This is a genomic window from Natrialba magadii ATCC 43099 (assembly GCF_000025625.1).
GTDB lineage: Archaea > Halobacteriota > Halobacteria > Halobacteriales > Natrialbaceae > Natrialba > Natrialba magadii.
Genome location: NC_013922.1, coordinates 482,809 through 509,717 on the forward strand (window position 1 = coordinate 482,809; position 26,909 = coordinate 509,717).

The 26,909-nt window shown below is 62.2% G+C and carries 28 protein-coding genes and 1 tRNA gene; 13 read left to right on the plus strand and 16 right to left on the minus strand.

The annotated features are described in order from the left end of the window. The first annotated feature begins 32 nt into the window (after positions 1-32). The 3 genes from NMAG_RS02265 (at position 33) to NMAG_RS02275 (ending at position 1,642) form a co-directional block, all read left to right on the plus strand. The gene (locus NMAG_RS02265; RefSeq protein ID WP_004214053.1) at positions 33-488 is read left to right on the plus strand and encodes a hypothetical protein; all 456 of its coding nucleotides are present in this window, start codon (positions 33-35) and stop codon (positions 486-488) included. Positions 489-593: 105 nt separating this feature from the next. Continuing rightward, positions 594-1,247: a helix-turn-helix domain-containing protein gene (locus NMAG_RS02270; RefSeq protein ID WP_237076808.1), complete on the plus strand. Its 654-nt coding sequence runs from the start codon at positions 594-596 to the stop codon at positions 1,245-1,247. A 53-nt stretch (positions 1,248-1,300) separates the two neighbouring features. After that, a complete protein-coding gene (locus NMAG_RS02275) occupies positions 1,301-1,642 on the plus strand; it encodes a HalOD1 output domain-containing protein (protein ID WP_004214059.1) in 342 nt (113 codons plus the stop codon). A 301-nt stretch (positions 1,643-1,943) separates the two neighbouring features. Here the strand turns inward: NMAG_RS02275 and phoU are convergent, their stop codons facing one another. Next, positions 1,944-2,615, minus strand: a complete 672-nt coding sequence (gene phoU, locus NMAG_RS02280; RefSeq protein WP_004214060.1) for a phosphate signaling complex protein PhoU — start codon at positions 2,613-2,615, stop codon at positions 1,944-1,946. 189 nt (positions 2,616-2,804) lie between these two features. Here phoU and NMAG_RS02285 point away from each other — a divergent pair, with 189 nt between their 5' ends. Continuing rightward, positions 2,805-3,653: an HNH endonuclease gene (locus NMAG_RS02285; RefSeq protein WP_004214061.1), complete on the plus strand. Its 849-nt coding sequence runs from the start codon at positions 2,805-2,807 to the stop codon at positions 3,651-3,653. 178 nt (positions 3,654-3,831) lie between these two features. On the opposite strand, the gene pstB is transcribed toward NMAG_RS02285, so the two are convergent. The 4 genes from pstB to NMAG_RS02305 all read right to left on the minus strand — a co-directional run bounded on the left by pstB (position 3,832) and on the right by NMAG_RS02305 (position 7,989). Next, positions 3,832-4,623 (minus strand): phosphate ABC transporter ATP-binding protein PstB, encoded by a 792-nt coding sequence (gene pstB, locus NMAG_RS02290; RefSeq protein WP_394295562.1) that lies wholly within the window; start codon positions 4,621-4,623, stop codon positions 3,832-3,834. A gap of 389 nt (positions 4,624-5,012) precedes the next feature. Then, the gene (pstA, locus tag NMAG_RS02295) at positions 5,013-6,026 is read right to left on the minus strand and encodes a phosphate ABC transporter permease PstA (protein WP_004214063.1); all 1,014 of its coding nucleotides are present in this window, start codon (positions 6,024-6,026) and stop codon (positions 5,013-5,015) included. Next, positions 6,023-6,946, minus strand: a complete 924-nt coding sequence (gene pstC / locus NMAG_RS02300) for a phosphate ABC transporter permease subunit PstC (RefSeq protein WP_004214065.1) — start codon at positions 6,944-6,946, stop codon at positions 6,023-6,025. The genes pstA and pstC overlap by 4 nt, the downstream gene beginning before the upstream one ends. Continuing rightward, complete coding sequence (locus tag NMAG_RS02305) at positions 6,943-7,989, minus strand: PstS family phosphate ABC transporter substrate-binding protein (protein ID WP_004214066.1); 1,047 nt, start codon at positions 7,987-7,989, stop codon at positions 6,943-6,945. The genes pstC and NMAG_RS02305 overlap by 4 nt, the downstream gene beginning before the upstream one ends. A 201-nt stretch (positions 7,990-8,190) precedes the next feature. Between NMAG_RS02305 and NMAG_RS02310 the strand changes: the two genes are divergently transcribed. Then, positions 8,191-9,186, plus strand: a complete 996-nt coding sequence (locus NMAG_RS02310) for a phosphate uptake regulator PhoU (RefSeq protein ID WP_004214068.1) — start codon at positions 8,191-8,193, stop codon at positions 9,184-9,186. A 43-nt stretch (positions 9,187-9,229) separates the two neighbouring features. Here NMAG_RS02310 and NMAG_RS02315 read toward each other — a convergent pair whose 3' ends face one another. The 5 genes from NMAG_RS02315 to NMAG_RS02335 form a co-directional block, all read right to left on the minus strand. Further along, entirely contained in the window at positions 9,230-10,147 is a 918-nt protein-coding gene (locus NMAG_RS02315; protein WP_004214069.1) for a YncE family protein, read from the minus strand. Between the two features lie 151 nt (positions 10,148-10,298). Next, positions 10,299-10,625, minus strand: coding sequence for a hypothetical protein (locus NMAG_RS02320; protein ID WP_004214071.1), 327 nt, complete (start codon positions 10,623-10,625; stop codon positions 10,299-10,301). A 181-nt stretch (positions 10,626-10,806) separates the two neighbouring features. After that, a complete protein-coding gene (locus NMAG_RS02325; RefSeq protein WP_004214073.1) occupies positions 10,807-11,181 on the minus strand; it encodes a 30S ribosomal protein S8e in 375 nt (124 codons plus the stop codon). Positions 11,182-11,275: 94 nt separating this feature from the next. After that, positions 11,276-12,622 (minus strand): outer membrane protein assembly factor BamB family protein, encoded by a 1,347-nt coding sequence (locus NMAG_RS02330; protein WP_004214077.1) that lies wholly within the window; start codon positions 12,620-12,622, stop codon positions 11,276-11,278. Between the two features lie 116 nt (positions 12,623-12,738). Continuing rightward, complete coding sequence (locus NMAG_RS02335; protein ID WP_004214078.1) at positions 12,739-14,994, minus strand: NADP-dependent malic enzyme; 2,256 nt, start codon at positions 14,992-14,994, stop codon at positions 12,739-12,741. Positions 14,995-15,134: 140 nt separating this feature from the next. Between NMAG_RS02335 and NMAG_RS02340 the strand changes: the two genes are divergently transcribed. Further along, a complete protein-coding gene (locus NMAG_RS02340) occupies positions 15,135-15,656 on the plus strand; it encodes a phosphopantetheine adenylyltransferase (protein ID WP_004214079.1) in 522 nt (173 codons plus the stop codon). A 199-nt stretch (positions 15,657-15,855) separates the two neighbouring features. Here the strand turns inward: NMAG_RS02340 and NMAG_RS02345 are convergent, their stop codons facing one another. Next, positions 15,856-16,164, minus strand: a complete 309-nt coding sequence (locus NMAG_RS02345) for a transcription initiation factor IIB family protein (RefSeq protein WP_004214080.1) — start codon at positions 16,162-16,164, stop codon at positions 15,856-15,858. Between the two features lie 379 nt (positions 16,165-16,543). Between NMAG_RS02345 and NMAG_RS21915 the strand changes: the two genes are divergently transcribed. The 5 genes from NMAG_RS21915 to NMAG_RS02365 all read left to right on the plus strand — a co-directional run bounded on the left by NMAG_RS21915 (position 16,544) and on the right by NMAG_RS02365 (position 20,769). Then, positions 16,544-16,717, plus strand: coding sequence for a hypothetical protein (locus NMAG_RS21915; RefSeq protein WP_004214082.1), 174 nt, complete (start codon positions 16,544-16,546; stop codon positions 16,715-16,717). A 65-nt stretch (positions 16,718-16,782) separates the two neighbouring features. Beyond that, a tRNA-Leu gene (locus NMAG_RS02350) sits at positions 16,783-16,867 on the plus strand. Positions 16,868-17,589: 722 nt separating this feature from the next. Beyond that, positions 17,590-18,402, plus strand: coding sequence for a diadenylate cyclase DacZ (gene dacZ / locus NMAG_RS02355; protein ID WP_004214084.1), 813 nt, complete (start codon positions 17,590-17,592; stop codon positions 18,400-18,402). Between the two features lies 1 nt (position 18,403). Beyond that, complete coding sequence (locus NMAG_RS02360) at positions 18,404-19,168, plus strand: mechanosensitive ion channel domain-containing protein (RefSeq protein WP_004214085.1); 765 nt, start codon at positions 18,404-18,406, stop codon at positions 19,166-19,168. Positions 19,169-19,386: 218 nt separating this feature from the next. Next, entirely contained in the window at positions 19,387-20,769 is a 1,383-nt protein-coding gene (locus NMAG_RS02365) for an APC family permease (protein WP_004214086.1), read from the plus strand. A 67-nt stretch (positions 20,770-20,836) separates the two neighbouring features. Here NMAG_RS02365 and NMAG_RS02370 read toward each other — a convergent pair whose 3' ends face one another. Continuing rightward, on the minus strand, positions 20,837-21,661 hold the full coding sequence (locus NMAG_RS02370; RefSeq protein ID WP_004214087.1) for a nucleoside phosphorylase: 825 nt from the start codon (positions 21,659-21,661) through the stop codon (positions 20,837-20,839). Between the two features lie 60 nt (positions 21,662-21,721). On the opposite strand from NMAG_RS02370, the gene NMAG_RS02375 reads away from it, so the two are divergent. Beyond that, the gene (locus tag NMAG_RS02375; RefSeq protein ID WP_004214090.1) at positions 21,722-22,195 is read left to right on the plus strand and encodes a DUF488 family protein, N3 subclade; all 474 of its coding nucleotides are present in this window, start codon (positions 21,722-21,724) and stop codon (positions 22,193-22,195) included. A gap of 162 nt (positions 22,196-22,357) precedes the next feature. Further along, on the plus strand, positions 22,358-23,155 hold the full coding sequence (locus NMAG_RS02380) for a glucose 1-dehydrogenase (RefSeq protein ID WP_004214091.1): 798 nt from the start codon (positions 22,358-22,360) through the stop codon (positions 23,153-23,155). A 133-nt stretch (positions 23,156-23,288) separates the two neighbouring features. Here NMAG_RS02380 and NMAG_RS02385 read toward each other — a convergent pair whose 3' ends face one another. The 4 genes from NMAG_RS02385 to NMAG_RS02400 all read right to left on the minus strand — a co-directional run bounded on the left by NMAG_RS02385 (position 23,289) and on the right by NMAG_RS02400 (position 26,889). After that, entirely contained in the window at positions 23,289-24,257 is a 969-nt protein-coding gene (locus NMAG_RS02385) for a phosphotransferase family protein (protein ID WP_004214092.1), read from the minus strand. Between the two features lie 131 nt (positions 24,258-24,388). Further along, a complete protein-coding gene (cdd, locus tag NMAG_RS02390) occupies positions 24,389-24,829 on the minus strand; it encodes a cytidine deaminase (RefSeq protein ID WP_004214093.1) in 441 nt (146 codons plus the stop codon). A gap of 149 nt (positions 24,830-24,978) precedes the next feature. Further along, entirely contained in the window at positions 24,979-26,361 is a 1,383-nt protein-coding gene (locus NMAG_RS02395) for a phosphohexomutase domain-containing protein (RefSeq protein WP_004214094.1), read from the minus strand. 129 nt (positions 26,362-26,490) lie between these two features. Beyond that, a complete protein-coding gene (locus tag NMAG_RS02400; RefSeq protein WP_004214095.1) occupies positions 26,491-26,889 on the minus strand; it encodes a hypothetical protein in 399 nt (132 codons plus the stop codon). Between the last annotated feature and the right edge of the window lie 20 nt (positions 26,890-26,909).

Genomic DNA, 26,909 nt, shown 5'->3' on the forward strand with positions numbered 1-26,909 from the left:
GTGTCGTTCGCCGTCAGGCAGAGGGTCGCGCCATGAGTGAGTACGGCCCTCAAATCGCTGCGCTCGCCCGCCGCGCCGAGCGCGAGCACGCTGCACTCCACCGCGGAAACGAACCTCTCGGACCGACGTTCGCACCCCAATACCTCCGTGAGGGCGTCGGCCAGGCCATCGCAGTCTACATCGACGCCCGCACCGGCGGTCGCCCCGCTCCACTCTCGCCAGCCGAACTTGACTCTCTCGAGTGCGCGATGAATCGCTGGCTCGAGTGCTACGCGCGCTGTCACGGTTCGGTACTCGAGTCGGATGTCAGTATCAGGACCGCCGCGGAGGTGTTGCTCGAGACGCGGAACATCGACGACGTCGGGCAGTTGTTGACAGGTGTGCCGGCGCGTCGGGCAGACGATGATGCGGACGAGCACCAGACCAACCGAGAGACCGAACACGAGGGCGACAGCGAACGCAAATCGTCTGCGCGTTCCGAATCGTAACCAACCGCGTATCAGCCATCGAAACAGGGACGAGCGCCGGACAGTCACCACAATCGACCCGTCCGAACAGTCATGACGCTCGTGCACGGAAACGTATCCATACCCGTGTCCCTCATCATCGAGTACGAACTGCGAACGCCGATCCTCGAATCGGCAGGCCAAGTCGTCCGAAGGCTCGAGTTAGAGGAACTCTACGGCACACAGGACGGAACGTCGAAATTGCTTTTCTGGGCGTTCGCCGACGATTTCGACGCGTTCGAGGATGCGCTCGCATCCGACGGGACGGTCGAAAGTCACACGAGACTCGAGTCCTTCACTGATCGCAGCCTGTACGGCGTCACGCTCACCGATGAGGCAGCGGCAAAGCTAACCTACCCGTTAGCTGCCGAGTACAACGTCGCGATCATCGACATCACGCTCACCGACGAGATCGTCGTGAGTGCTCGCGTTCCATCCCGAGAGGCCTTACTCGAGTACCGAAAGCGCTGTCTCGAGAAGGGAGTCGGGTTTCGGGTACGCCGTATTTACCGTGAGAACGAGGCCGAGGCCGAGACCGAAACGGAACGGTACGGCCTCACCGAGCATCAGCGCGAGGCGCTGCAGACGGCGCTCGACAGCGGATACTTCGACGTACCCCGGAAGGCGACGCTCTCGGAAATTGCGGACGAACTTGGCATTTCAGATCAGGCACTCTCAGCCCGGCTCCGGCGCGGGCAGGCGAACCTACTTTGGCAGACAATCGCAGGCGAGACTAGTTAAAAGGTTGGCCACCCAATGAACGCCCTTTCCCGGTTGCCGTTCGTTCATTCGGTATGAAACAGACTGCTCACTCGTCCACGGATACGACCGAAACTACGGCAGCGGAACCAACACCCGCTGAGGGTCGGTTTACTTACCAGGCTGAACCGGACCAGCCACCAAGCGTCGCCATCGTTTCCGCAATTGCTGAACAGGAAGACCTCGACGTCCTTTCTGTCGCGGACGAACTCGAACCACTCTACAACGTCGTCGACCCGACGGCGCTCGACGCGCTCTTCGATGTCTCGAGTGACGCTCCCGAACTCGACCGTGCGGGTGGCAGCGTCACGTTCGCCTATGCAGGCCGAACGGTGACGGTCGATACGACTGGCCGTGTCATCCTCGAACGCACCTAAGGTTCGCAACGAGCGTGTAGAGTCGCCAGTCGTCAGTCGTCAACTGGATGCCGGATGCTGGATGCCGGACGCCGAATGCCGGATGCCGAATGCCGAATGCTGGATGCTGGATGCTGGATGCTGGATGCTGGGTGCGCCGAGTCCCAAATCGCTTTCTTCTCGTCCTCTGTCCCACTGTCAGTAAGAGTCCCCACAACTCACCACCAGTCACGGGCCCGTTCCCGTTCCACATATTGTGGTGCCACACCACGACACACCACGACACACCACTCCACACCACGCCACACCACTGTGAACTCACTCAATAAATCAGTTCGTCGTCGTTCTCCACCATATACAGCGTCCGTGCGGCAATGTTGACCGCGTGGTCACCAACCCGCTCTAGATCCCGAATCGTGAGCAACAGCCGAGAAACATCCTGGAGCAACCGCTCGACTTCGTCGGGGGACTCGAGTTCCCGTTCGATGAGGTCGCGGACGACGATTTCGCTTGCCCGTTCGGCGAAGTGGTCGAGGTCGTCGTCGCGATCTGCTAGCTGCCGACAGCCGTCGGTGTCCTCGGTGTCGTAAGCGACCATGGCGTCCTCGATCATATCGAGGGTCATCTCGCCCATTTCCTGGACGTCCACGTCGGGGAAGAGATTGTGTCTGGCGTTGAGGGTGTACTCGCCGAGGTTGACCGCGAGATCGCCGATCCGCTCTAGGTCGGTGATGATCTTGAACGAGGCAGCGATGAATCGGAGGTCACTCGCGACAGGCTGTTGGAGCGCGAGCAGTTCGATACACTGCTGCTCGAGGTCGAGATACATCTGGTTGACCTCGCTGTCGCCGGTGATCACTTCGTTCGCGAGGTCCTCGTCTTTCTGTTCTAAGGCGTCGAGCCCCATGCGAAGTCGTTCCATCACGACTTCGCTCATGTAGAGGATGTCCTCGCGGAGTTCCGTGAGCTTCTCCTGGTACGATTGTCTGGCCATACTGCAGACAGCACGCCGGTCACTGATAAATATTGGTAGCGGTCGGCACGTTGTGCAACGGTTTCGGGCACCTGTTGTCGCATGCGCGTTCAGGTGTAATACGTGTCGAAATCCGACAGACGGCGCGCCAGACCGGGAAATCGCTGTCGGTGCGCCTTTGCAACTCCGCCACGTAGGGGTCTGAAAGCGATGGGTGATGGGACCATCTCGGGATCGAATCGAGACGAGTCCGTTTACACAGGTTCGAGCGACCGCGGTGACGACAGCCGTAGCGATGACAACCGTCGCAACGGTGACGACAGCGACAACGGGAACGACGACAGCGACCACGGACACGACGACAACCGTGGCTACGGCGACGGCTGGGAGGAACTCCGCCAGCAAACACTTCGCCGGGACAACTACGCCTGCACCCGCTGCGGCGCAGACGACCGCACGCTCCAGGCCCACCACATCGTCCCGCGCTCCGCCGGCGGCCCCGACGAACTCGAGAACCTCCTTACGCTCTGTCGACCCTGCCACGGCGTCATCCACCAGCACAACAGCGCCTTCGACGACGTTCGCGACGACGCACCGCTCTTTCCCGAGCGAACCGCACCCGACCCCGTCGCCCGGTTGCGGACGCCGGCCGATCAGTGCTGTACACGCTGTGGGGCCGAACGCAGCGATCCGACCGAACTCGTCGCCTGGACGGACGTGCCAGCTAGCGACGACGCCCGCCCGGCCCCGCCGCACGTTACTCTCTGTAAACCCTGTGCCGGACTGCTTCTCGAGTGCGACCTGGCGTGCGAGGAAGCCGCCCTCACTGCGAACCACACGATTTCGGTGCACGAACTCGCGGCTCGCCGACCCGATGCGTCCGTTCGACCGAGCGCCTTTGCGCTCTCACAAGTTGCAGTTCGACGCGAGCCACGGACGCTCCGCGAGCGCGTCGTCGACGACACGCCGTTGCGATTTCTGCTGAATCACCGCGGTGTCCGTCTGGCGCTGCTCGTCGTGATCGGCTACGTGGCATTGTTCGTCGTGCTGGCGCTGTAGCTACGATCCAGCCTGTCGTGTGGGTGAAACCTGCAACCGAGACGTAACAAGACAAACTCGAGACTGCAACCGAGACGTAACAAGACAAACTCGAGACGCAACAAGACAGAACAAACCGCACCGAAACGCCAGCGGATGGGCTGACAGAACAAACCGCATCGAGACTCCAGAGAACGGCCTATCCGAACTTGCCCGTAATGTAATCCTCGACCCGGTCGCTCTCGGGATTCTCGAAGATTTTGCTCGTGTCGTTGAACTCAACGAGGTGGCCCCCCGTGAGGAAGACCGCCGTCTTATCCGAGATGCGGGCCGCCTGCTGCATGTTGTGCGTGACGATCGCAACCGTGTACTCCTGGGCTAACTCCTCGACCAGATCCTCGATCTTCGAGGTCGCAACCGGGTCGAGCGCAGAGGCCGGCTCGTCCATCAGGATTACTTCCGGATCCGTCGCAATCGCACGGGCGATACAGAGGCGCTGTTGTTGCCCGCCCGAGAGATCCAGTCCGCTCTCGTCTAACTGGTCTTCGACCTCGTCCAGCAACGCCGCACGCTCGAGTGCGGTCAGTACTTTTTCCTCGACGTTTTCGTCCTTGCCCTGCACCCGGAGGCCGTAGGCGACGTTGTCGAAGATGCTCTTCGGGAACGGGTTCGGCTTCTGGAAGACCATGCCGATCTTGCGACGGAGGGCGACGGGGTCGACGTCGTCTTCATAGACGTTCTTCCCGTGGAAGTGGAGATCTCCCTCGACGCGAGCCACGTCGATGAGGTCGTTCATCCGGTTGATCGAGCGCAGGAACGTCGACTTCCCACAGCCGGAGGGGCCGATGAGGGCCGTGACTTCCTTCTCGGGGATGTCCATGTTGATCCCGTGGAGGGCCTGCGTGTCGCCGTAGAAGACGTCCAGATCGCGGGCTTCGATGACGGCGTTGTCGACGCGGGGCGAGCCAAGCGGCTTATCGCCAGCCGGCATGGAGAGGCCGGCTCCCGACTCACCGGCTGCGGCCGTCTGTGCCGACGCAGCCGCGCTGGCACTTGAATCGGACGCCGACCGCTGGCGGTTCACCGATTCTGATTCGCTACTGGCCGCTGTGATTTCGGGCGGCTCCGTGTTCGCACTCCCAGGCGTGCCTGTGAGAGATCCATCGTTTGCGTTTGGGCGGATCGACGATAGCGCCGATCGGAATCCAGCAAGTCGACCGTCCGTCTGGTCGCTCATTACCACTGTTGTGCGGTCGGATGCCTAAATACCATACTATGTCATCTATATAGTGCTATAGTCGGACACAGTGACTGTGACAGTGGTGACTGGACGAGTGGGGTACTCGAGTAAAAACTACTGACGGCGGTTGGCCAGCGTGACTACGACCGTTTGTCGTACTTGTTCCGGATGAGGATCGCAACGGCGTTCATGAGCAGGAGGATCGTCAGCAGGACGACGATCCCGGCTGCGGCGACGTGCTGGAACTCTGCTTCGGGCATCTTCGCCCACTCGTAGATCTGCATGGGCATTGCGCCGAACGAGCCCGTCGGATCCGTCAGATCTGGTGGGGTGAACATCGTCGTCGCAGCACCGACCATCAGAATCGGTGCGGTTTCGCCGATTGCCCGGGAAAGCGAGAGGATGATCCCGGTCATGATTCCCGGCACGGCTTCCGGAAGCACGACGTTGCGGATGGTCTGCCACTTCGTTGCGCCTGCGCCGTAGGAGGCCTGTCGCATCGAGTCCGGTACCGCTCGCAGGGACTCCTGGGACTGGACGATGACGATCGGTAAGATGAGTAGCGTCAGCGTCAGCGCACCGGCGATGAGACTCGCGCCGGTCTGCATCGCGCGGACGAACACGGCGAGTCCGAGCAGTCCGTAGACGATCGACGGGACGCCCGCGAGATTCGAGATGTTGGCCTCGATGAATCGTGTAAGGTTCGAATCAGGCGCGTACTCCTCGAGATAGATCGCAGCGCCGACCCCCAGGAAGAGGGTGAAGATCGCCGTCATGATGATCAGGTAGATCGAGCCGATGATCATCGGGTACATGCCGCCGGGGCCGGTCGCCAGCTCGCCGTAGTTGCTCGGAACGTAGTTCTCGGCGATCTGGGACGGCGGATACGTCAGGAACTCCCAGGTGAGCCAGCCACGGGCCTCGAGGAGGACGTCCGCGAGGAGGGCGACCAGTGCGACGATGCCGACCATTGTCGCGGCGAAACACAGCCCGAGGAAGATCGTCCCGAGCTGGTGTTTGCGTTTGATCGACGAGCCGTCGAAGTCGAAGTCGAGGTCGTCGCCGTCGGGATCGCCGCCCGGACTCGAGGTCGTGGTCGTGGTCGTGGTCGTGGTCGTCGTGGTGCTCGTGTTTGTATCCGTGTTGGTACTCATTCGTATTCCTCCCGGTAGCGCGACCGAATCCACATACTGAGTACGTTCATCAGGAACGTCATCGCGAACAGCGTCAGACCAATCGCGAACAGGCTCTGGTAGCCGATCGAACCGACCGAGGCGTCACCGGTTCCGATCTCGACCATGTACGCCGTCATCGTCTGAATCTCGGCGAACGGATTCATCGTCACCTGTGCGAGTGCGCCCGCTGCGAGTGTGACAGCCATCGTCTCGCCGATGGCCCGCGAAATCGCGAGCACGTACGCGGCGAGAATGCCCGATAGCGACGCCGGTAGCACGACCTGCGTCGAAACCTCGAACTTCGTTGCGCCCAGTCCGTAGGCGGCGTTGCGAAGCGAGTCGGGAACGGACGACATCGCGTCCTCCGAGATCGACGAGACCATCGGGATGATCATGACGCCGACGACGATCGCCCCCGCAGCAGCGTTGAAGGTCCCCGTACCAGGGTATATTTGCTGGAGAATCGGGGTGATAAACGAAAGTGCGAAGAAGCCGTAGACGATGGTCGGAATCCCTGCGAGGATCTCGAGTGTTGGCTTCACCACGCGGCGGACACGCGAGCTTGCGTATTCGGAGAGGTAGATCGCGGTCAGCGTGCCGATCGGAATCGCGATGAGCGCCGACCCGACCGTGATCATCATCGTCCCCCAGACGAGCGGCAACACGCCGAAGCTTGGGTTGTCAGCTGCCCGTGGTGACCAGTCGGTGCCTGTAAAGAACTCGGTGAGCGAGACGGTCGAAAAGAAATCCGTCGCGCCGTTGACCAGGACGAGCACAATCGCGAGTGTCGTCGCAACGGTAACAGCGGCACATCCAAAGAAGATGTAGCGAGCGAGCCGATCCCCGATCGTCCCCACGTCGTTTCCGTTCCGGCTGAGATCTATGGGTTCCGTACTCATGTGTAGTCCTCGATTGCGGCCTCCAGTGTCTCCCGCTGGTCCGCGATAGTTTCGTCGGGAACCGCGTAGAACTGGACCTCACGCGCAGTCTCCTGGGTGTTCTCGAGATAGAAGCGAACGAACTCGCGGTACTCCGGTCGAGCGAGTTCATCGCGTCGGACGTAGATGTACATCGGCCGAGAGAGCGGCTGGTAGGCCTCGGCTTCGATCGACTCCCGGGTGGGAACGATACAATCGTCCCACTCGTCGCCAGGGTCCTCACCATCCTCGTAATTGACCGCGATGAGCTCTGCGTCCGCCTCGTTCTCGTAGTAGTAGCCAGCCCCACCGAACCCGATCGTGTACTCGTTGCCCCTGACGCCACGAATGATGTTGTTGGTGTCGGGTGTGCCGCTGTAGTCGTTGCGGATGTTCCCGACGGATCCAGTGATGTGCTCAGTGAAGTAATCGAACGTTCCAGAGGCGGCGTCGCGGCCGTAGAACGAAATTTCCTCGTCGGGCCACTCCTCGTCGGACTGCTCGGGCTCGAGATCGGCCCAGGTCTCGATGTCCGAACCGCGCTCCCAGAGGTCGCCGAGTTCGTCGACGGTGAGACACTCACACCAGTCGTTGTCGGGGTGTTTCAGGAGTGCGATGCCGTCGAGGACGACCTCGAGTTCGAGCCACTCGACGCCGTTCTCGCGACAGTGTTCGGCTTCCTCGTCCGTGATCGGCCGACTCGCGTTCTGGAGCGAGATTTCGCGTCGGGCGAACTGCTGGAAACCGGCACCGGTTCCCGAGGCGCTGACCGACGCCTGCACCCGATTGTTCTCCCACATGAACTGCTCGGCGACGAGAGCACTGTTCGGTCTGAGCGTATTCGAGCCGTCGATTCGAATTTCCCCCTCGAGCCCGCTGTCTTCCCCACGTGTGAGACAGCCTGCAAGGCCAGCGAGCGTCGAGCCGGAAACGCCGAGTAAAACGCGCCGACGGGTTGTCGACAGCGATCCGGAACCAGACCGCGACCCCCCATCAGAGCGACCTGTTATCGGCTCATTTCCCATCGTTTGACTAGTGCGGAGATGACGTCTAAATACCCTACTATGTTATCTATATATCTCTATATGGGCCAATCGATGACAGTGTGGAACGGTTCTGCACAATATCCCTTCCCAGCGTATAATAACCTCTCTGCGGGAGAACAGCGCAATACGTCCTCCTATAGATCCACGTGGGTTTATGCATAGGCACGCAAAACTGGGGCTATGGAGACGCGCAAGGTGCAGGTAACTGGCGGGTCAACGTATACCGTTTCGTTGCCCAAAACGTGGGCGACCGAGAACGACGTCAGCGCCGGGACAACGGTCGAGTTCTATCCAGAGGACGACGCACTGTTGCTCACTCCCCAGAGCGAAACGGATCGCCAGGAAGGAACGCTCGACGTCTCGGATCTCGAAGGTGAACGCCTGACTCGAGCCGTCATGACGATGTACGTCAGCGGCTTCGACATCATCCGCCTCGAAGCGAACCGGATCACAACTCACCAGCGCCGTGCAATCCGCAACGCAACTCAGAGCCTCGTCGGCGTCGAAGTACTGGAGGAAACAACTGACAGCGTCGTCATCCAAGACCTGCTCGACTCCTCTGAACTCTCGATCGTCAACGCCGTCTCGCGCATGCGACTCATCGCGAGTTCGATGCTCTCAGACGCCGTCACGGCCCTCATCGAAAACGACGACGACATCGCTCGCGACGTCATCCAGCGCGACGACGACGTCGACCGCCTCTGGCTCGTCGTCTCGCGCATCTTCCGCGCCACGCTTCGCTCCCCCCGCGCCGCCGAAGAACTCGGCGTCCCCCGTGAGGACTGCTTCGACTACCACTCGAGTGCACGCCAACTCGAGCGGGTTGCCGATCACGCGGCGAAGATCAGCAACCTTGCCCTCAAACTTGACGAGATTCCGGAGTCGGTTGCGGAGGGGCTGGTAGCGCTACAGGAGGATGCCTCGGACGTCCTCGAGAAGTCGATGGATGCGCTGGTTGCGGAGGAGTCGGCGGAGGCGAACGAGTTGGGCCATGCGGCTCGCGAGGCGGTGCTCGATATCGACGAGCATACGCGGACGATCGACGATATGTTGCGGGATCTCGAACCAGTGCAAGCGCAGTCGCTTGGGTTGATCGTGGACTCGTTATCGCGGAGTGCGGACTACGGTGGGAATATTGCGGAGACGGCGTTGCAGAAGGCAGCACCGCGGCCGTAGTACGTTGTAGTCGTGGCGATAGCGTTCGAACTCCACGAAAGCCTTACCGGCTGAGGTAGGCGATCCCGTCCGGATGGAGACCGGTTTCGTACCGATCGATTTCTTCGAAGGCATCGACGTCGATGACGGAGACATCGTTCGTCTTGTTGTTGGCAACGAACGCCCGGTCACCGTCGGGTGCGAAGGTAGTGCCGCCGGGCCAGATTCCAACGGGGATCCGCGCAATCTCCCACGGTCGGCGCTCGCCATCACGGACGTGCTCTGTGTCGATCACGGAGACGTCGTTGGATTCTCGATTCGGGACGAACGCGTAGCGTCCGTCCGGCGAGAGAACGACCCGGATCGGTGTCTCACTCAACAGCGCGACGTTCTCTTCTGCCAGGCTATCGGGATTCAGTACGGTAAGACGTCCGTCGTCCTGATTGGCGACGAGCACCTGCCCCGTCTCGGGGTCGACACCAATCCCTTCCGGACTCTCGCCGACTGGTGGATCACCGACGATTCGCCGCTCGTCGGCGTCGATTACGGTGACGTTGTCGCTGCCGATGTTCGCAACGTAGGCTCGCTCCGCATCTGGCGAGAAGGTGACCATATGGGACTTGTCCTGATACGTCGGAAAATCGGCTAGCAGGTCCATCGTTTCGACGTCGAAGACGAACATGTGGCTGCTGTAGGTCGATGCCAACCAGAGTTCGCCCGCCGACTTTCGGACTGCAAGGCCGTGTGGGAAGTCGAACAGTTCGTGCTCGAACCGATCAACCACTTCGTGGGTTTCGTTGTCGAGCGCGAGGAGCGAGCCGCCGAGCGAGCAGGTGACGTACGAGCGTGCCCCGTCCGGGGAGACGGCCACTTCGTGGGGATTGAAGTCCGTCTCGACAGTCGCGGTCGTTTCACCCGTTTCCGGGTCGATGTACGAGACTGCATCAGCGTCCTTGTTGAGAACGATCAGGCGGTCGTCCATGAGTGATTCTTTCACACGGATCCGATAAACGTTGGTGTGCCGGAACCGACCGCTACGCTATCCGTGACCACTGTAACTGATCGACGGCCGTCGCCGAAGAAATCAATTGAAATTCGGTGTGGAACTCGCTCTCACTCGCCGCGGGCACCACTCAGAGCCACCGATCAGCAACGCGCGCGGCCAGTGGACCGGTGTCCAACTCGAGTTCCCGGTGGAACAGGTACTGTGCGAACGCCGGCAGCGCGGCGGTGATGCCGATGATACCGAGGACGGTCATTGGGGGGACAGTAGCGGTGGCGAGTGCGACCAGCCCACCGAGACCGAGCAGCGTGATCAGCAGCACGCTTGCCAGATACAAACGCGAGCGTACCGGGGCGGCAGCCTTCTCAGTGGCATCGTAAAGTGTGTACTCGTACAGACAGAGCACACCTGCGAGCGCGAGGGCCACCGAGAGGCCACCGGCAAACGAAGTGAGCATAGTATAACTCGACAGACGTTCTCGGCCGGCATAAAAGTAGGCTGTCATACCCGAAGCGAGTGCGGTTTCATCACCTGGTGGCACTGAGCGGGGCGAGCGCAGTCGCTCTGCGACGGAAGGGAAAGCTGTGAGAAACCGGAAACCGGAAACCGAAATACGGACCCGGACTCGAGCAGCGACGTTAGTTGTCGAGCAGAACGGCGTTGACTTGTCCAGTCTGGCCGGGACGGGACGTAACGCGGGCCTCTCCTTCGGAGGTTGCGATGACGGCACCCTTCGTGATGATGTTTCGGCGGACGTAGTTCGGGTTAGCGTCGTTCGCGATGACGTCTTCGATATCGGCCGAGAGCGTCTCGTCGTCGGCGTTGACGCTTGCGACGTTCGTCGCGAGTGCGCGCGTCTTCGTGTCGTTCCCGCGAACGTCGACGGTGCGGAAGCGCGGTTCGCCGACCTGCGTCTCGGTAGGCTGTCGGCCAAGTTCGTCCTTTCGCCGATTGCGAACGTTCTTCAGTCGACCGCCGGTGCGCTTTCGCGTAGAGCGTCCCTGATCTTGCATACGCGAGGACAGTCCCGGCAAATACTTGAATGCACGCTTTCGCCTCGGCCAGAGGTGGCTGTAGTCTTGCGAGTAATATTGGTTCGAGCACCGCTCAGTCGTCCGAAACGAGACAGTACGCATGCCCGGGTTCGTCCATAACCGTCTCGGCATCGTCGTAATAGTTCGAAAATGCAGCGCGCTCTGCGTAATAGATCCGTCCGTCGACGGGAACCGGCGCACTGGTGACGCGCCCGCGATTCTCGACGCGCCAGCGCCGATCACCCGTCTCCTTATCCAGTGCGTACAGATGCGTATCGTAGGAGCCGGCGAGCACCGTCTCCGCCGTGACCGTTAGCGCACCGATCACGCGGCCATTGACGTCCGTCGACCAGATCTCCTCACCCGACGCGGCGTCGAGTGCGTAGACGTAGTTGTCGTCGCTGCCCATGTAGACAATCCCCTCTGCCACGTCGACCGCCGGATTCGACATAATCGAGGCACCCGTCTCGAACGACCACACCTCCGAGCCGTCCTCGAGATCCAGACAGTAGAAGTGGTTGTCCCACGTTCCGACGTAGCCGTAGCCGTCGTGGGCCGCGACCGTTCCCTTGATCTCTGCCCCCTCGCGGAACGCACCACCCTCACGCTCCTGACCATCGGCGTCGGCCTGAAACTCCCAGGTGTACTCGAGTGCCGGAAACTCCCAGCCGTAGACGACGCCGTCGTTCGAGCCGCCGACCATCCGGCCGGTTTCGAGGTCGATCGTCGGGGAAGGGTGGGGTTGGCCCCACATGCGGTCGTCGTACCAGAGCGGGTCGCCGGTGTCGGGATCGATGGCCCAGATGGTGCCGGTGGAGGGCGAGCCGTACTCGGAGACGACGTAGAGGGTGCCATCGTGGAAGGCGGGACTCGAACCGATGGCGAGCGCGCCGTGTAAATCGTCGGCGCGGGTTCGCCAGACGATGTCGCCGCTGTCGGTGTCGAAAGCGTAGAGGTCGCCGTCGTAGCCGCCGATGTAGGCGGTGTCGCCGACGATGGCCGGTGAGCCGTGAAAGCCGAGGTCCGTCGCGCCGGTGAGCGTGGACCACTGCAGTTCGCCGTCGGGGGTGTAGGCGTGGACCCAGCCGCTGTCGCCGGCGATGATGATGGTTTCGCCGTCGGGTGTCGGTACGGGGCTCGACTTGGCGGCGGTGTGGGTGACGTAGTTGATCGGGAACGACCAGTTGACGCTGACCGACTCGGGGACGGTTTCCTCGGGGTAGTAGCCGAGTCGACGGAGGCCGTTCTGGAAGTGAGAGACGTCCTCGGTGCCGTCGAGTCGGTCGTCGAGCGCGGTCGGGAGGCTCACACAGCCTGCGATCCCCGCCGTTGCCGCCGCACCAGCCGCGCCGAGAAACCGTCGCCGTGCTGAATCGAGGTCACGGCCGGCCACCGACGTAGATCGGTTCGTGGGTCGCATGTAGTACTTCTGTGAGAGCACGACGGACGGACGCTAAAGACCGACGATTCGCTGCACGCGCTGCACGCGGCGAGTCGGAGACGGCACGAAAAGAGCGGGGGTCGTTACGCCTGGTCTTACTCCTGCTGGGCGTCCACGACCGCCACACTCGCGAGGTTCACGATATCCTTGACCTCGTCACCACGCTGGAGGACGTGGACCGGACGGTCCATCCCGACGAGCATCGGACCGATGGCGTCCGCGCCGCCGAGGCGCTGGAGCAGCTTGTAGCCGATGTTGCCCGACTCGAGGTTCGGGAAGACGAGCACGTTCGCGGGCTCGTCGAGCTCCGAGAAGCCGTAGGTTCCCTCCAGAATGTCGTCGACGACGGCGGTGTCGGCCTGCATCTCACCGTCGACGGGGAAGTCGACCTCGGGGTCGTCCTGCAGCATACGCGCCGCGTTTCGAGGTTTGCGAGTTCCTTCGTTGTCGACGCTCCCGAAGTTCGAGTATGAGAGCAAGGCTGCGCGAGGTTCGACGTTGAACCGGCGGGCGAGCATACCGGTTTGTTTCGTCACTTCGGCCAGCACCTCCTCGTCGGGGGCCTGGTTCACCGTCGCGTCGGCGACGAAGACGACACGGTTCTTGAACGTGAGCATGTAGACCCCTGCAGCGTAGTCGACGTCATCCGCGGTGCCGATTACCTGCAGCGGCGGGCGCAGCGCGGATGGGTAGTGATAGGAGAGTCCGGTCAGGAGGGCGTCGGCGTCACCCTGTTCGACCATGACGCTCCCGAAGTAGTTCGAATCGCCCTCGATGAGTTCGCCGGCCTCGGTTCGCGTGATTCCCTTTCGAGCGCGCAGTTCGTGCAGTCGGTCGGCGTAGTCCTCGTAGTCACCGACGGCAGGGTCTGCAACCTGGGGCTCGAAGTCCAGGCCGAGACTCGCGGCAGTCTGACGAATTTCGGACTCGTCACCGATGAGGATCGGAACCGCGATTCCTTGCTCCTGAATCTGGTAGGCCGCCCGAATCATCTTCTCGTTTTCGCCCTCTGCGAGCGCGACCGTCTTCGGATCGCTCTTGGCCTTGTTGAGGACGACGCGCATCATCTCGCGGGACTTGCCGAGGCGGGCCTCGAGTTCCTCCTCGTACTCGTCGAGGTTGAGGTCCGTGCGGGCTGCGCCGGATTCGATGGCGGCTCTGGCAACTGCTGGTGCGACCTGGAAGAGGACCCGCGGGTCGACCGGCTTCGGGATAATGTAATCCGGTCCGTACTGGATCGGGTCGTCGCCGTAGGCCTTGACGACCGCGTCGGGGACGTCTTGACGCGCGAGGTCTGCGAGCGCTTCGGCACAGGCCACTTTCATCTCCTCGTTGATCTCCGTCGCACGCACGTCGAGCGCGCCGCGGAAAATGAACGGGAAGCCGAGAACGTTGTTGACCTGATTCGGGTAGTCAGAGCGCCCAGTCGCCATGATTACGTCGTCGTCGCGGGCCGCCTTCGCCTCCTCGTAGCCGATTTCGGGGTCGGGGTTGGCCATCGCGAAGATGATCGGATCGCTGGCCATCGACTGGACCATCTCCTGGGAGACGAGGCCGCCGATCGAGAGGCCGACGAAGACGTCCGCACCCTCCATTGCATCCGCGAGATCTCCCTCGGGGACGTCGCGGGCGAACTGGCGTTTGTACTCGTTGACACCGCCATCTTCGGCGCGGGCTTCGGTGATGATGCCCGAGGAGTCACACATCGTGATGTTCTCGGCCTGGCAGCCAAGCGAGACGTAGAAGCGCGCCGTCGCGATCGCGCTCGCACCCGCACCAGAGAAGACGATCTCCAGGTCTTCGAGGTCCTTGTCCGCGATGTCAGCCGCGTTGAGCAGCGCCGCACCGGAGATAATCGCAGTGCCGTGCTGGTCGTCGTGAAACACCGGAATGTCGATCTCCTCGCGCAGGCGCTCCTCGATGGTGAAACAGGCCGGTGCTGTGATGTCCTCGAGGTTGATGCCGCCGAAGGTCGGTTCCATCATCTTGACGGCCTCGACGAACTTGTGGGGGTCCTCCTCGTCGAGTTCGATGTCGAAAACGTCGATGTCGGCAAAGCGCTTGAACAGCACGCCCTTGCCCTCCATGACCGGCTTCGAGGCCTGTGCGCCGATATTGCCGAGTCCGAGAACGGCAGAACCGTTCGATACGACGCCGACGAGATTCCCCTTCGCGGTATAAGTGTAGGCGTCGGTTTCGTCCTCCGCAATCTCCATACAGGGGGCAGCCACGCCGGGCGAGTACGCAAGCGAGAGGTCTCGCTGCGTGTTCGTCGATTTCGTCGTGGAAATTTCGATCTTACCCGGTGGATCTGTCAAGTGGTAATCTAACGCATCCTCGTCGAGTCCCATACCAGCCACAGTGCGGGCGACCACTAAAAACAATGCGAAGGCGGATATCGACAACTGTCGAATATTTCCGTCGTCGACCGGCCCGTTTCCGCGTTCCCCGATTCGACCGTTTTATACGGACCGCGCCAGTCAGGTGGGGTATGGACGTCGCGCTTGGTGGGACGTTCGACCCCGTTCACGACGGCCACCGCCGGCTATTCGAACGGGCGTTCGAACTCGGAGACGTCACGGTCGGCTTGACCAGCGACGAACTCGCCCCGCAAACACGACACGTAGAGCGACGGGTCCGCCCGTTCGACGAGCGACGGAACGACCTCGCGGACGAACTCGAGTCCATCGCGAACGAGTACGACCGCAGTTTCGAGATCCGAACGCTCGAGGAACCAACTGGAATCGCGACCGAAGAACCGTTCGACTACCTGGTGGTCTCACCCGAGACCAAAGCCGGCGGGGAACGGATCAACGAGATTCGTCGCGAACGTGGCTACGACCCGCTTGAGGTCATCGTCGTCCCACACCTCCGCGCCGACGACGGTGACATCATCTCGAGTACCCGTATCGTTCGCGGCGAGATCGACGAGCACGGGAACGTACTCGAGGCCGAGGGTGACGACGAGGGCAGACCGAACACTGAGACCGACACCACCGGCGGCGCATCCTGACGTCACTTGCTACTCGTTCGTGACACCCAGTGTCTGATAGTCCCTGCGAGCGACTCCCACTCCACGGTCGTCGAAAATCGCTCAACGCCACTGGAACCATTTCCAATGGCAACTACACCCGGATACTAATCCTGCCTTTCCTCCGCGTATTATACACTTACGACGCACAACAGTCGCCGATGCTGAGACACTGCCGTCCCTACCAGCGCGGTGGCTCGAGCCCAGCCGCTTCGAGGCGATCCTTCCAGCGCGTCTGAATCGCGAGCCTGGAGACGTCCGCGGCGTCGGCGACGGCACCCTGTGTACACCCCTCTCCAGCGATGAGTGCACCGGCGTAGATGCTGGCAGCGAGGACGGCCTGCTTCGACCGATCTTCGTCCGGCACATCCATGAGAAACAGCTCAGAAGCGCAGGATCGGGCCTCCTGTGAGAGTTTGAGGCGATCTGCGATCTGCTCGAGTTCGGCCAGCCACGGTTCGTACTCGAGTCGATCGCGGGCGCTGTGCATACGACGGTGTATCGTGCGATCAGGGATAAACCTGCGGACGTGCTGTGTGGCTGTGAGGCTGTGAGGGTGTGCTACCGATCGCTGATTCTGCTGTGTGATGGCGAGTGATACAACCGCTTGACTGTCGTGTCTGGGTGATCAGTAGCTGGCGTCTGGACGCTGTGTAAGCGGTCCCAGTAGTTGTTGAACGCTGTCCGTTTCAGATCGTTGCCGGTCCCAATAGTGCGCTACTCGGGCCAACGTTCAGCTACGAATATCTCGGCGAATCGGCCGTTCTCCCTGGGTTTCACTAGGAGATAACTACTAAAGCCCAAGACTCACCAAGCACTGGGCAACGTCGGGTACCGGTCTCGGCACGGCTGGTGACCTGCGTCACGTCATGAAGGAACCAACCTGCAAGCTCGTCTGTACCGGCTGTGGACTCGAGATGCCGTACCGAGACCGATCCTTAGCCGAGCAGGCGGCAGAGCTACACCAACTTCGCGATTCGGAGCACGTGACCTTTATTGTCCCGCCAGACTGGTCGCCCGAAGAACCGGTCAAACATCAGTGACCGGGACAGGGTGCCGTACTGCGGACCGACAACTACTTACTGGACTCGTGAAAAGCGATGGGTGCGCGCGGGTAGCCAAGCCAGGCCAACGGCGCAGCGCTTAGGACGCTGTCCCGTAGGGGTCCGCCGGTTCGAATCCGGTCCCGCGCATTCTCCGCGAACAATACCGTGAGCGGAGACTGCAGTCAGTGGATTCGAACGAGAGAAGACGCGCGCAGCCCGCGAGCACGTCTTCGCGTTGTTCGAATCCGGTCCCGCGCACTGAACGAACAGAGTAAGTGAAGGAGCAGGCCGGATTCGCGGCCCAGAGGACGAGCGAAGCGATGTCCTCGCGGTTCGAATCCGGTCCCGCGCATTCTCCGCGAACAATACCGTGAGCGGAGACTGCAGTCAGTGGATTCGAACGAGAGAAGACGCGCGCAGCCCGCGAGCACGTCTTCGCGTTGTTCGAATCTGGTCCCGCGCATGGTTCTGCGGCGAGCAAGCCGCGAGCCGCAGGTTCTACATCGAGCCGATACGAACCCGGCAAGTCGCAGCACTCGAGTAGCGCGAGAGTGACCGTCTTCGCGTTGTTCGAATCCGGTCTCGCGCTCGAATCGCTCCCACGGGTACTCGAGTACTCTTCGCTACTCGAGTACAGTGTGCGCGTTTACCCTCGCTACTCGAGTTCCCACAGCTGTCTCCCGCCTGGTGCGTACTGTTGGTGCTCTCTCCCGGGCCAGCCACTCCTCTCCCTTCACCTTCCCTTCACCTTCCCTTCCCAGACCGCTACTCGTTCAGCACCCGCTCCGTTTCAACCCACAGCATGTCGTGGCAGCCACACGTCTGACGCTCCATAACGCTTATTCGCGCGCAAACGGCTTGTATGAGCAATGGCCGGGTTAGACGACGTGTTCGGGCAACTCTTCTCGAACGCCGATGCAGTCGTTCTCTTTTCACCGAGTAGCTCCGTCTACGAGCGCTGTCGAGAGCTCGAGGACCTCGATACAGTCGTCGTCGGAACGGACAACGATGTCGGCGCCGATACCTTCGTCGAGCTTCCACTCGAGTTCAAGAACGTCTCGGAGCGGATCGACTTCGGTATCGAGGGGGCGCTCGAACAGGGTGTACTCGAGGATGGCGACGAACTCGTCTGTGCGACGAGCGTGTTCAGCGACGAGATGGACACGGTGTCGCGCGTGCGAGCTATCGCGGATGATCGGACGGGGATCTACGATCTCTTCACGAAATCGCGCGCGGAGCCGTCAGTGATCAAGTCGGTGCTCGAACTGGCGATCGAACTCGGGAAGAAAGGGCAGAAGGGCAAGCCGGTGGGCGCACTGTTCGTCGTCGGCGATGCAGGCAAGGTGATGAACAAATCCCGTCCGCTGTCGTACAACCCGTTCGAGAAGTCCCACGTCCACGTGGGAGATCCGATCGTGAACGTGATGCTGAAGGAGTTCTCCCGGCTTGACGGCGCGTTCGTCATCTCGGATGCGGGCAAGATCGTGTCGGCCTACCGCTACCTCGAGCCGTCCGCAGAGGGGGTGGACATTCCGAAGGGACTTGGGGCGCGACATATGGCCGGCGGTGCGATCACACGCGATACGAACGCGATCTCGATCGTGTTGTCGGAGAGTGATGGGCTCGTGCGGGCCTTCAAGGGCGGCGAGCTCATCATGGAGGTCGATCCGGAGGCGTACTGACATGGACTGGCAGGCCCTCATCGACGAACCGGCCGTCATAGCCGCGGCAGTGCTTGCACTCGGGATCGTTGTCGGCTATCTGGTTGGACGACTCAACAAGGAGTTGCTCTCAGCCTCGGGCGTACCGGACGCCGTCGAGGGGACGCCGTTCGAGCGGACTGCTCAGTCAATCGGCACCTCGTCCGTCGAAATCGTTGCGCGATTGAGTTCGTGGTTCATCTACGGCATTGCCGTCCTGACGGCGATTCACATCGCCCAGTTGCTCGACACGGAGGCGTTCTGGATCCGGGTCGTCGAGTTCATCCCGCAGGTGTTCATCGCGGTCCTCGTGCTCATCTTCGGCTTTATCGTGGCCGACAAGGCCGAACTGGCCGTCAGCGAGTACCTCCGCGGTGTCAAACTCCCCGAAGTCTCGATCATCCCGAAGGTCGTCAAGTACTCCGTCCTCTACGTCGCCTTCCTCATCGCGCTGGGACAGATCGGCGTCTACGTCGCGCCGCTATTGATCCTGCTCGCGGTGTACGCCGTCGGCATCGTCATCGTCGGCGCGGTCGTCTTCAAAGACTTCCTGATCTCGAGTGCGGCGGGGATTTACCTGCTGCTCAACCAGCCCTACGGGATTGGCGACCAGATTCGAATCGGCGAGCAGTCCGGTATCGTCCAGGAGGTCGACCTCTTCGTGACGAAGATCGAGGACGACTCCGAGGAGTACATCATCCCGAATCGGAAGGTCTTCGAGGACGAACTGGTTCGTGTTCGCGACTAGGGCTGCTGTTCAGTGCTTCATTGCTGGCGGCCACCGGTGCCGGGCGGTGGACCGCTGGATGACTGTTTTGTTGACTGCTGTAATCCCACACGACCGATAACAAACCACCGTTAACAAGGGTAGGGGCTCAGAAAACCTCGTTAACCGATTCGGTCTGGTCCGAAACATTGTTATCGGATACCCTGCATGGTCCGTACACCCATTGTGATTGTGAACCAATGACAAAACATCGTCTCATCAACACCGAGGTCGGCGTTCTCGGTGCAACAGTCCTCATCATCGGTAACGTAATCGGTGTGAGCGCGTTCGTCCTCCCGGGTCCGCTCGCGGGTGACGTCGGTCCCGGCGTCATCTTTGCACTCTTCCTTGCGATGATTCCGCTCCTGTTCGGGATACTCATGTCGCTTCAGTTGGGAAGTGCCATTCCGGCTGCCGGTGGCAGCTACGTCTACGCATCCCGGCTCGTCGGCCCCTTCTGGGGCTTCTTGCTCCCCTGGATCACGATTCCTGGCGTCTGGGCGGGTATGCTATTCATCGGCTTTGGATTCGCCGAGTACGCCGAGTTCGTCTCTGGAACGGTGGGTGCCGTCCCTGAAATTCCGGAACTCGCGCTCGTCTATGGCCTGCTCATCCCCTTCATCATCCTCAACGTCCTCGGAATCAAAATGGTCGCGATCATCCAGTTCACAATGGTCTCGCTCATCGTCGTCGGCATGCTCGCGTTCATCATCCCCGGCGCGTTCGTCGTCGACACGGCGAACTATACGCCAGCCTTCCCCGAAGGCGCTGGCACGGTCATCGTCGCCATCGTCTCGCTGTACTTCCCGCTTCGTGGCTTCCGACTGGTACTCGAGTTAGGTGAGGAGATGGAAGACCCCGCCAAGAACATTCCACGGGTGCTCGGGCTCTCGGCTGTGATTTCGCTCACGCTGCTGGTTGGCCTCGTGGTCGTTCTCGTCGGGACGACGAACTGGCAGGCACTCGGCGAGATGGATGCTGCGGTGGCGCAGGTCTCGCTCGACAACTTCCCGGCACCCCTGACGGGATTGGTCTTCGTCGCGGCGGCAATGGGTGCGCTCACGTCGATCAACATGACGTATACGGCCTACTCGCGGCTCCTGATGCGCGCCGGGCGTGATAACATCATCCCGGGCGAACTCGCGCGGATTCACGACCGGTTCGAGTCGCCCCACGTGGCGGTGCTCGTCCTCGGGATTCCGCCGCTGCTCATCGCACCGGTTTCACCCGGGACGGTCACGCTCTCGGTTGCGCTCTCGCTGACGATTCTGTTCGGCCTCGCCGTCGCGGGCGTCGCGCTCTGGAATCTGCCATCGGCGTTCCCGCAGCGCTATGAGTACTCGCTGTACAAGCTCCCGCTGTGGGTGCTCCGGTTCGTCGCTGCGGGCGCAGTGATCTCCGCCGGCTTCCTCTGGATTCTGGTCTCGACCCAGCTTCCGGCGATGGTCGCCGTGCTCGCCGGCTGGATGGTGCTCGGCTACGGCTTCTACCGGACGCGTCTCTGGTGGTTCAGCAAGCGTGGTGTGGATCTCAAAGCCAGAATGCGTCGGCTGCACGAGAACGAACAACGGACGGCAGACTGAGCAGGTGACCGTACTCAGCAGTTAGCAGTTGGCAGTTCCAGTTGGTCCTCGCTCTCTCAATTTGCGTCTACTCCGAAAGCGAGAGTCCCGGATGCCACCGCTCGGCACCCGCCTCGTGCTTGATCTCGTCCATTTTCGCGAGCAGGTGCGTTGCGAGCGTCGCCGTCTCAGCCGCTCGGGACTCGCCCTCCGTCCTGAACTCGCCGGTCTGGCGGTTTGCGTACACCGAGCAGACCGCGCCGGCGCGCAGCCCGTAGATATTTGCGAGCGTGAAGATGGCGCTCGCCTCCATCTCGATGTTCTTCACGTTGGCCTCGACGAGCTGATCGACCAGTTCGTCCGCGCCGGCAGCCTCGAACTCGTCGTAGCCAGGGCGGCCCTGGCCCGCGTAGAACGAGTCGGCGCTCATCGTAATCCCGGTGTGGTAGTCGTAGCCCAGTCGCTCTGCGGCGGCGACGAGCGCAGCGACAACTTCGTAGTCCGCCGTCGCAGGGTAATCCTCCCGCACGTACTCGTCGCTCGTCCCCTCCTGGCGAACCCCGCCGGTGCTGATCACGAGGTCGCCAACGTCCATGTCTTCCTGTAGCGCACCGCAGGAGCCGACCCGGATGAACGTCTCGGAGCCGACGCGAGCGAGTTCCTCGACGGCGATCGCGGCCGACGGACTGCCGATTCCCGTCGAGGTGACCGAGATCGGCGTCCCCTCGTAGCTCCCCGTCGCAGTCCGGTACTCGCGGTGATGGGCGCGAATCTCGTGGTCGTCCCAGTGATCGACGATCTTCTCGAGTCGCTCCGGATTGCCGGGCAGGAGGACGGTGTCTGCTACGTCCGCTTCGCTGACCTCGAGATGATACTGTACGTCCGCGTTCGGATCTTCACTATCGCCGGTCATCGAGTAGCGGCGATTCGTACCGACACCGTATATAAATGCAGGGCGGCCGTACCTGTGGGTATGGCTCGTGATCGGCGCGACGAGTGCGCTACCGAGGGCGACCAGCGCGAGGGCACCCTCACCGACACCTACGTCGCCGCCCTCCAGCACGGCCTCGCCGACGTTCCACCCGAGACGACGCTCGTCGGCGTCGTCCGCTCCCCAACCTCGTGGTTCCACGCCGCAGTTGACGAAAACGTTCCCGAACTCGGCCCGCCTGCTGCGCTGCTCGACGCTGTCCAAACTGCCGAGGACGACCTGAAGATGCGCGGCATCTGTGACGAGGAAGCCCACAACGCCGCCTGGGATCAGGTTGGCTTTGGGGACACCTACCGGAAACACCTTCAGACAGCCGACGACGCAGACCGCGCACTCGAGTCCCTCGCCAATCGACTCACCGCCGGCGAGAGTCTGGCGCTCGTCTGCTACGAGAACACCGAGAAGAAGCGGTGCCACCGAACGATTCTGCGCGAGGTACTCGAGAGCCGTCGGTGATGGATTGCCCGCCGTCTCAGCCGTCGTTTTAGCCATTTGTGGTAGCCGGCTGTCTCCACATCTACTTCTATCACAGAAATTTATTCTGCCTGATACTATCCGAGCCAGTGGGAATCCTCCTGACACTTACGTCGACTCGAGTTGAGTCGCTACCACAGACACATGACGTACAATCTGGACGGCAAGACGGCCATCGTCACCGGCGGCGCATCGGGAATCGGCAGGAAAACAGCAGAGCGGTTCGCAGCCGAGGGCGCGAACGTCGTCGTCGCCGACGTAGTTACGGACGGCGGTGAGGAGACGGTCGAGTCGATCGAGTCGGCTGGCGGATCTGCGACGTTCGTCGAAACCGACGTCACGGATCCGGACGCCGTCGAGGCGATGGTTCAGACGGCGGTCGACACCTATGGCGGGCTCGACATCGCGCACAACAACGCGGGGATCGAAGGCGAGACCGATCCGGTCGCCGAGCAGACCGAAGCCAACTGGAAACAGGTCATGGATATCAACCTGACCGGCGTCTGGCTCTGTCTGAAGTACGAACTCCAGGAGATGACGGCGAACGGTGACGGCGACGGCGACAGCGACAGTGACAGTGACGGCGTCGGCGGCGCAATCGTCAACACGTCCTCGATCGCCGGCCTCTCTGCGGCCGGATCGTCCGCCTACGCCGCGAGCAAACACGGCGTCATCGGTCTCACTCGAGTAGCCGCCACGGAGTACGCGGAGGCCGACGTTCGGGTCAACGCGGTCTGTCCCGGCGTGATCGAGACGCCGATGGTCGAGCAGTCCGCGGCGGAGAACCCCGAGGAGATCGAGCAGTTCGTCGGTATGCAACCGCTCAACCGGATGGGGACGCCCGAGGAGATCGCCAACGCTGTCGTCTGGCTCTGCTCGGACGAGGCCTCGTTCGTTACCGGGAACGCGTATCCCGTCGACGGCGGCTTCACGGCGCTGTAACCGGCCGAGCGTGCTCACGCGAGGGACTTACTCGCTACGGCCTTCGCCAGGCTGGCGTACGGGAAGCTGACTACCGGCTCCCGGCTGCTGGCTGCTGACTACCAACTACCCACTGTCCACTACCTACTACCCACTACCGAATCTCGTCGAGCTTCCGGTCCAGTTTCGCTTCGAGCCGCGTTTCGGCGTCCGCCGGGGAGACATCGACGAATTCGACCCACTTATCGAAGAATCCAGACGTGCCGAGAAGCCGGACCGCGTCGTATATCGGCGTTCGTTCGTCCAACCCTGACGGAAGCGAGCCGGCGCGCCGTTCGTACCCGTCCTCGAGTACGGCGGCCAATCGCTGTGTGTCCTCGCCGTTGTCCGGCAGCAGTTGGTCTCGCGCTCGGTGGAGTTCACGGGCCGGATCGCCAACATGAGAGAGTTCCCAGTCGACGAAGCCGGCCGAGGACCCGCTCCGGAAGCAGTTCGGCCGTGCCGGGTCGCCGTGCACCAGGGTTGCCGGCGCGTCGTTCAACAGGTCTCGATTCGCTTCGACGGCGGCGATGACGTCGTCAAAATGGTGGTCGAAGCGGTCGGTCGACGCCAGTTCCCGCATCAGCTCGATCCTATCGACGAGGATCTCTGTCCAGGAACCGGTCTCGAGATCGAGTTCGGCTCCGTCGCTGCCCACGACGTGTCCGTGTCGTCGGAACGAGCAGGTGTGGATCGCCGCCAGCGCGCTTCCGACTCGCCGGACTGCACTCGTGCGCTCCGCACTGCTCCAGTCCGACCACCGGGACGCGAGGTTCTGGCCCCGAATTGGGGCGGTGATTAGGTAGGGAACCGCTCCACCGGTCTCGCTCGCAACCACCTGTGGGACGGGTACATCGCAGTGTGTGGCCACGTAGTCGATGACAGCACACTCCCGATCGATCCGCGAGCCGTCACCGTCGGTTGCCACCTTCAGAAAGACGGGTTCGCCGTCGGAAAAATCGACGCGAACCGTTCGGTTTTGGTCGTTCCAGGAGGGGCCAGCGGACCGTACGTCGTTGACGGCCCGCTCGGGAACGGTATCGTCGAGCGCCCATCTGATTGACTCGTCTCCAGGGTGCTCCACACGCTGTCAGATATGTAACGATCGGCATATACGTTCGGATGGTGTGATACTAACTCACAAGAGGCACATCTCCCGTCGCACTTTTCAATCAATGCTGGGACAACAACGGCGAGAAGCGCCCGTACAGTGTGTTACTCGAGTGTTTCCTCAGAAATCGTGTTCGGGAGGAGTTCCCCGAGGGTGTAGACGGTTGCGCCATCGGCTGCGTCCTCATCCCCATCCTCGTCCTCGTCCTCGCTCTCGCCCTCGTCACAGAACACTGTGAGGTCGTCGTCACAAAACTCGGCCAGCGTCTGCCGGCACATTCCGCAGGGGGTGACGCCGTCGCGGCGGTCTGAACTCACGGCGAGCCGCGTAAACTCGCGGTGGCCGTTCTTGACCGCCTCGGCGATGGCGACCTCCTCGGCGTGGAGACTGTTGCTGAAGTTCGCGTTCTCCAGGTTGCAGCCGACGAAGACCTCGCCGTCGGCCGTCTCGAGTGCGGCCCCGACGCGGTACTCGGAGTAGGGGACGTGGGCCTGCGATTGAATTTCCCGTGCGGCGTCGATGAGGTCGGCGGCGTCGTCGCTCATGTGAGGAGATTTCTCGGGTGTGAGCAAGAAAGCACCGTCCGCGAACGAAGGGCATGTACCGACTGCGGGCACCGTGTGGCGAGTGACGAGTGACGAGTGACGAGTAACAAGCGACGACCGATACGAACAAGTACAGCAAAACAGCGCTCTCAGGGCGACTCAATGGCCGCAACCGCCGACTCGACGACATCGCGAGCGCTCGCGATCAACTCGTCAACCTCGTCGCTCTCCGCATAAATTCGGACGTAGGGCTCCGTGCCGCTTGGCCGGACCAGCGTCCACGAGGCGTCCTCGAACTCGAGTCGCACGCCGTAATCCGTGTCGACCGTCGTATCGGGAAAGGCCGCCGGCAGGTCGGACTCGAGTGCGCCCATCACGGCCGTCTTGTGCTGGTCAGGGCAGTCGACGCTGACCTTCCGGTAGGGACGTTCGGTGACCGGCTCTCGGAGGGCGTCGGTGTCGCCGGCGTCAGCGACGAGCGCGCTGACGATGGCGGCGCTCGCGACGCCGTCGATCCAGCCGCCGAAGGCGGTGTGGATGTGCTTCCAGGGCTCTGCGGCGAAGACGACTGCAGTGTCCTCGTCGCCAGCGGCGCGTTCACGGGCGATTCCCTCGTGAAGTGCACCGAGGCGGACGCGTTCGACCCGGCCACCGGCGTTGCGGACCTGCTCGTCGATCCGTGCCGAGGCGTTGGGCGTCGTGACGACCACGGGGTCCGCTGCGTCGCTCGCAGCCGTGTAGTGGGCCGCGACGACGGCGAGCACCGTATCCTCGTGGATTACCTCGCCGTCAGGATCGAGCGCAACCAGTCGGTCCGCGTCGCCGTCGTGGGCCAGGCCGAGGTCGAACTCGCCGTCGGCGAGGAAGTTGGTGAAAGCCGACAGCGTCTCCGGGGTCGGCTTACTCTCTCGTGCCGAGAAGTGGCCGTCGACGTTTGCGTTCACCGCGACCACGTCAGCGCCGAGGGACTCGAGTACCTGCGGGGTCGCGACTGCGCCGACACCGTTGCCACAGTCGACGGCGACGGAGAGGCCGGCGAGTGGCGTTCCATCTGGCCCTAGCTTGGGGAACTGCGCGCGGACGTAGTCCGCGACGGCGTCGCGATAGGGACCGAGTACGTCGAGGTCGGTGGCGCTGCCCCACTGGTCCCATGCGGGGAGCGACGACCCGCCGCTTACGTAGTCCTCGACGGCTTCCTCAGCCTCGCGGTCGAACTCGACGCCGTCGACGAAGAGCTTGATGCCGTTGTCCGTCGGCGGGTTGTGGCTCGCGGTGAGCATGACGCCCTTGCGGCCCTGCGAGGCGAACGCGAGCGCTGGTGTCGGTACCTGTCCGATGCGGGCGACGTCCGCGCCGGCGCTCTCGAGGCCGGCCTCCATCGCGGCGGCCAGCGCCGGTCCGGTTTCGCGGCCGTCGCGGCCGACGACGAACGTCTCGCCGGGCTCGCCGGCGGCCTGGCCCACCGAGAGCGCGAGCGCGGGCGTGATCTCCTCGACCGGCCCGCGGATTCCTGCGGTCCCGAACAGAGTCATGTGAGGTCGTTCCGCGAGCAACTACTTATATGACGTGACATACGGTCTCTGCTGGCGGTCGCGCTGGTCAGCGTTGAAACCACGATCGAATCCGATGTCGGTGACGCTGACCAGTGACAGCGTCCGCGCTCAGGACCCGATCGCACGCCGATCTGGCTGGTAGCAAAGAACGTACGCTGCAGGGATAGTGATGACTGCCAGTGCCCCTCCGAAAGCGAGGTGGGTGGAGGGGTCCGGTGGCACGAGGACCGCAGTCAAGGCGTACGCGGAGGTGAAACCGATCCCCATCGTTCCAGCCCAGCGCTCGAGTCGACTCGTCGGTTCGTCTCGAGTGGGAAGTCGTGTTCGGTAGCCGAGATACACGATCGGTGTCACGGGCGGTAATGCGAGGGTGAACAATCCCCAAATGAGCCCGTTCGATCCGCGAGCATCGGCATCGAGACCGACTGCGTAGGCGAGACAGAATCCAGACAGCACGATTGCGACGAGTGCAAGGAAGGCAGCGAACGCAAAGGGAACGGGGGCCATTGGTACTCTCTTTTTCGCGT

What these genes read in the sequence shown, in the direction of transcription:
- NMAG_RS02265 (WP_004214053.1), top strand. Translation starts at nt 33, where the DNA reads ATGAGTGAGTACGGCCCTCAAATCGCTGCGCTCGCCCGCCGCGCCGAG.
- NMAG_RS02275 (WP_004214059.1), top strand. Translation starts at nt 1,301, where the DNA reads ATGAAACAGACTGCTCACTCGTCCACGGATACGACCGAAACTACGGCA.
- phoU (WP_004214060.1), bottom strand. Translation starts at nt 2,615, where the DNA reads ATGGCCAGACAATCGTACCAGGAGAAGCTCACGGAACTCCGCGAGGAC.
- NMAG_RS02285 (WP_004214061.1), top strand. Translation starts at nt 2,805, where the DNA reads ATGGGTGATGGGACCATCTCGGGATCGAATCGAGACGAGTCCGTTTAC.
- pstB (WP_394295562.1), bottom strand. Translation starts at nt 4,623, where the DNA reads ATGCCGGCTGGCGATAAGCCGCTTGGCTCGCCCCGCGTCGACAACGCC.
- pstA (WP_004214063.1), bottom strand. Translation starts at nt 6,026, where the DNA reads ATGAGTACCAACACGGATACAAACACGAGCACCACGACGACCACGACC.
- pstC (WP_004214065.1), bottom strand. Translation starts at nt 6,946, where the DNA reads ATGAGTACGGAACCCATAGATCTCAGCCGGAACGGAAACGACGTGGGG.
- NMAG_RS02305 (WP_004214066.1), bottom strand. Translation starts at nt 7,989, where the DNA reads ATGGGAAATGAGCCGATAACAGGTCGCTCTGATGGGGGGTCGCGGTCT.
- NMAG_RS02310 (WP_004214068.1), top strand. Translation starts at nt 8,191, where the DNA reads ATGGAGACGCGCAAGGTGCAGGTAACTGGCGGGTCAACGTATACCGTT.
- NMAG_RS02315 (WP_004214069.1), bottom strand. Translation starts at nt 10,147, where the DNA reads ATGGACGACCGCCTGATCGTTCTCAACAAGGACGCTGATGCAGTCTCG.
- NMAG_RS02320 (WP_004214071.1), bottom strand. Translation starts at nt 10,625, where the DNA reads ATGCTCACTTCGTTTGCCGGTGGCCTCTCGGTGGCCCTCGCGCTCGCA.
- NMAG_RS02325 (WP_004214073.1), bottom strand. Translation starts at nt 11,181, where the DNA reads ATGCAAGATCAGGGACGCTCTACGCGAAAGCGCACCGGCGGTCGACTG.
- NMAG_RS02330 (WP_004214077.1), bottom strand. Translation starts at nt 12,622, where the DNA reads ATGCGACCCACGAACCGATCTACGTCGGTGGCCGGCCGTGACCTCGAT.
- NMAG_RS02335 (WP_004214078.1), bottom strand. Translation starts at nt 14,994, where the DNA reads ATGGGACTCGACGAGGATGCGTTAGATTACCACTTGACAGATCCACCG.
- NMAG_RS02340 (WP_004214079.1), top strand. Translation starts at nt 15,135, where the DNA reads ATGGACGTCGCGCTTGGTGGGACGTTCGACCCCGTTCACGACGGCCAC.
- NMAG_RS02345 (WP_004214080.1), bottom strand. Translation starts at nt 16,164, where the DNA reads ATGCACAGCGCCCGCGATCGACTCGAGTACGAACCGTGGCTGGCCGAA.
- NMAG_RS21915 (WP_004214082.1), top strand. Translation starts at nt 16,544, where the DNA reads ATGAAGGAACCAACCTGCAAGCTCGTCTGTACCGGCTGTGGACTCGAG.
- dacZ (WP_004214084.1), top strand. Translation starts at nt 17,590, where the DNA reads ATGGCCGGGTTAGACGACGTGTTCGGGCAACTCTTCTCGAACGCCGAT.
- NMAG_RS02360 (WP_004214085.1), top strand. Translation starts at nt 18,404, where the DNA reads ATGGACTGGCAGGCCCTCATCGACGAACCGGCCGTCATAGCCGCGGCA.
- NMAG_RS02365 (WP_004214086.1), top strand. Translation starts at nt 19,387, where the DNA reads ATGACAAAACATCGTCTCATCAACACCGAGGTCGGCGTTCTCGGTGCA.
- NMAG_RS02370 (WP_004214087.1), bottom strand. Translation starts at nt 21,661, where the DNA reads ATGACCGGCGATAGTGAAGATCCGAACGCGGACGTACAGTATCATCTC.
- NMAG_RS02375 (WP_004214090.1), top strand. Translation starts at nt 21,722, where the DNA reads ATGGCTCGTGATCGGCGCGACGAGTGCGCTACCGAGGGCGACCAGCGC.
- NMAG_RS02380 (WP_004214091.1), top strand. Translation starts at nt 22,358, where the DNA reads ATGACGTACAATCTGGACGGCAAGACGGCCATCGTCACCGGCGGCGCA.
- cdd (WP_004214093.1), bottom strand. Translation starts at nt 24,829, where the DNA reads ATGAGCGACGACGCCGCCGACCTCATCGACGCCGCACGGGAAATTCAA.
- NMAG_RS02395 (WP_004214094.1), bottom strand. Translation starts at nt 26,361, where the DNA reads ATGACTCTGTTCGGGACCGCAGGAATCCGCGGGCCGGTCGAGGAGATC.
- NMAG_RS02400 (WP_004214095.1), bottom strand. Translation starts at nt 26,889, where the DNA reads ATGGCCCCCGTTCCCTTTGCGTTCGCTGCCTTCCTTGCACTCGTCGCA.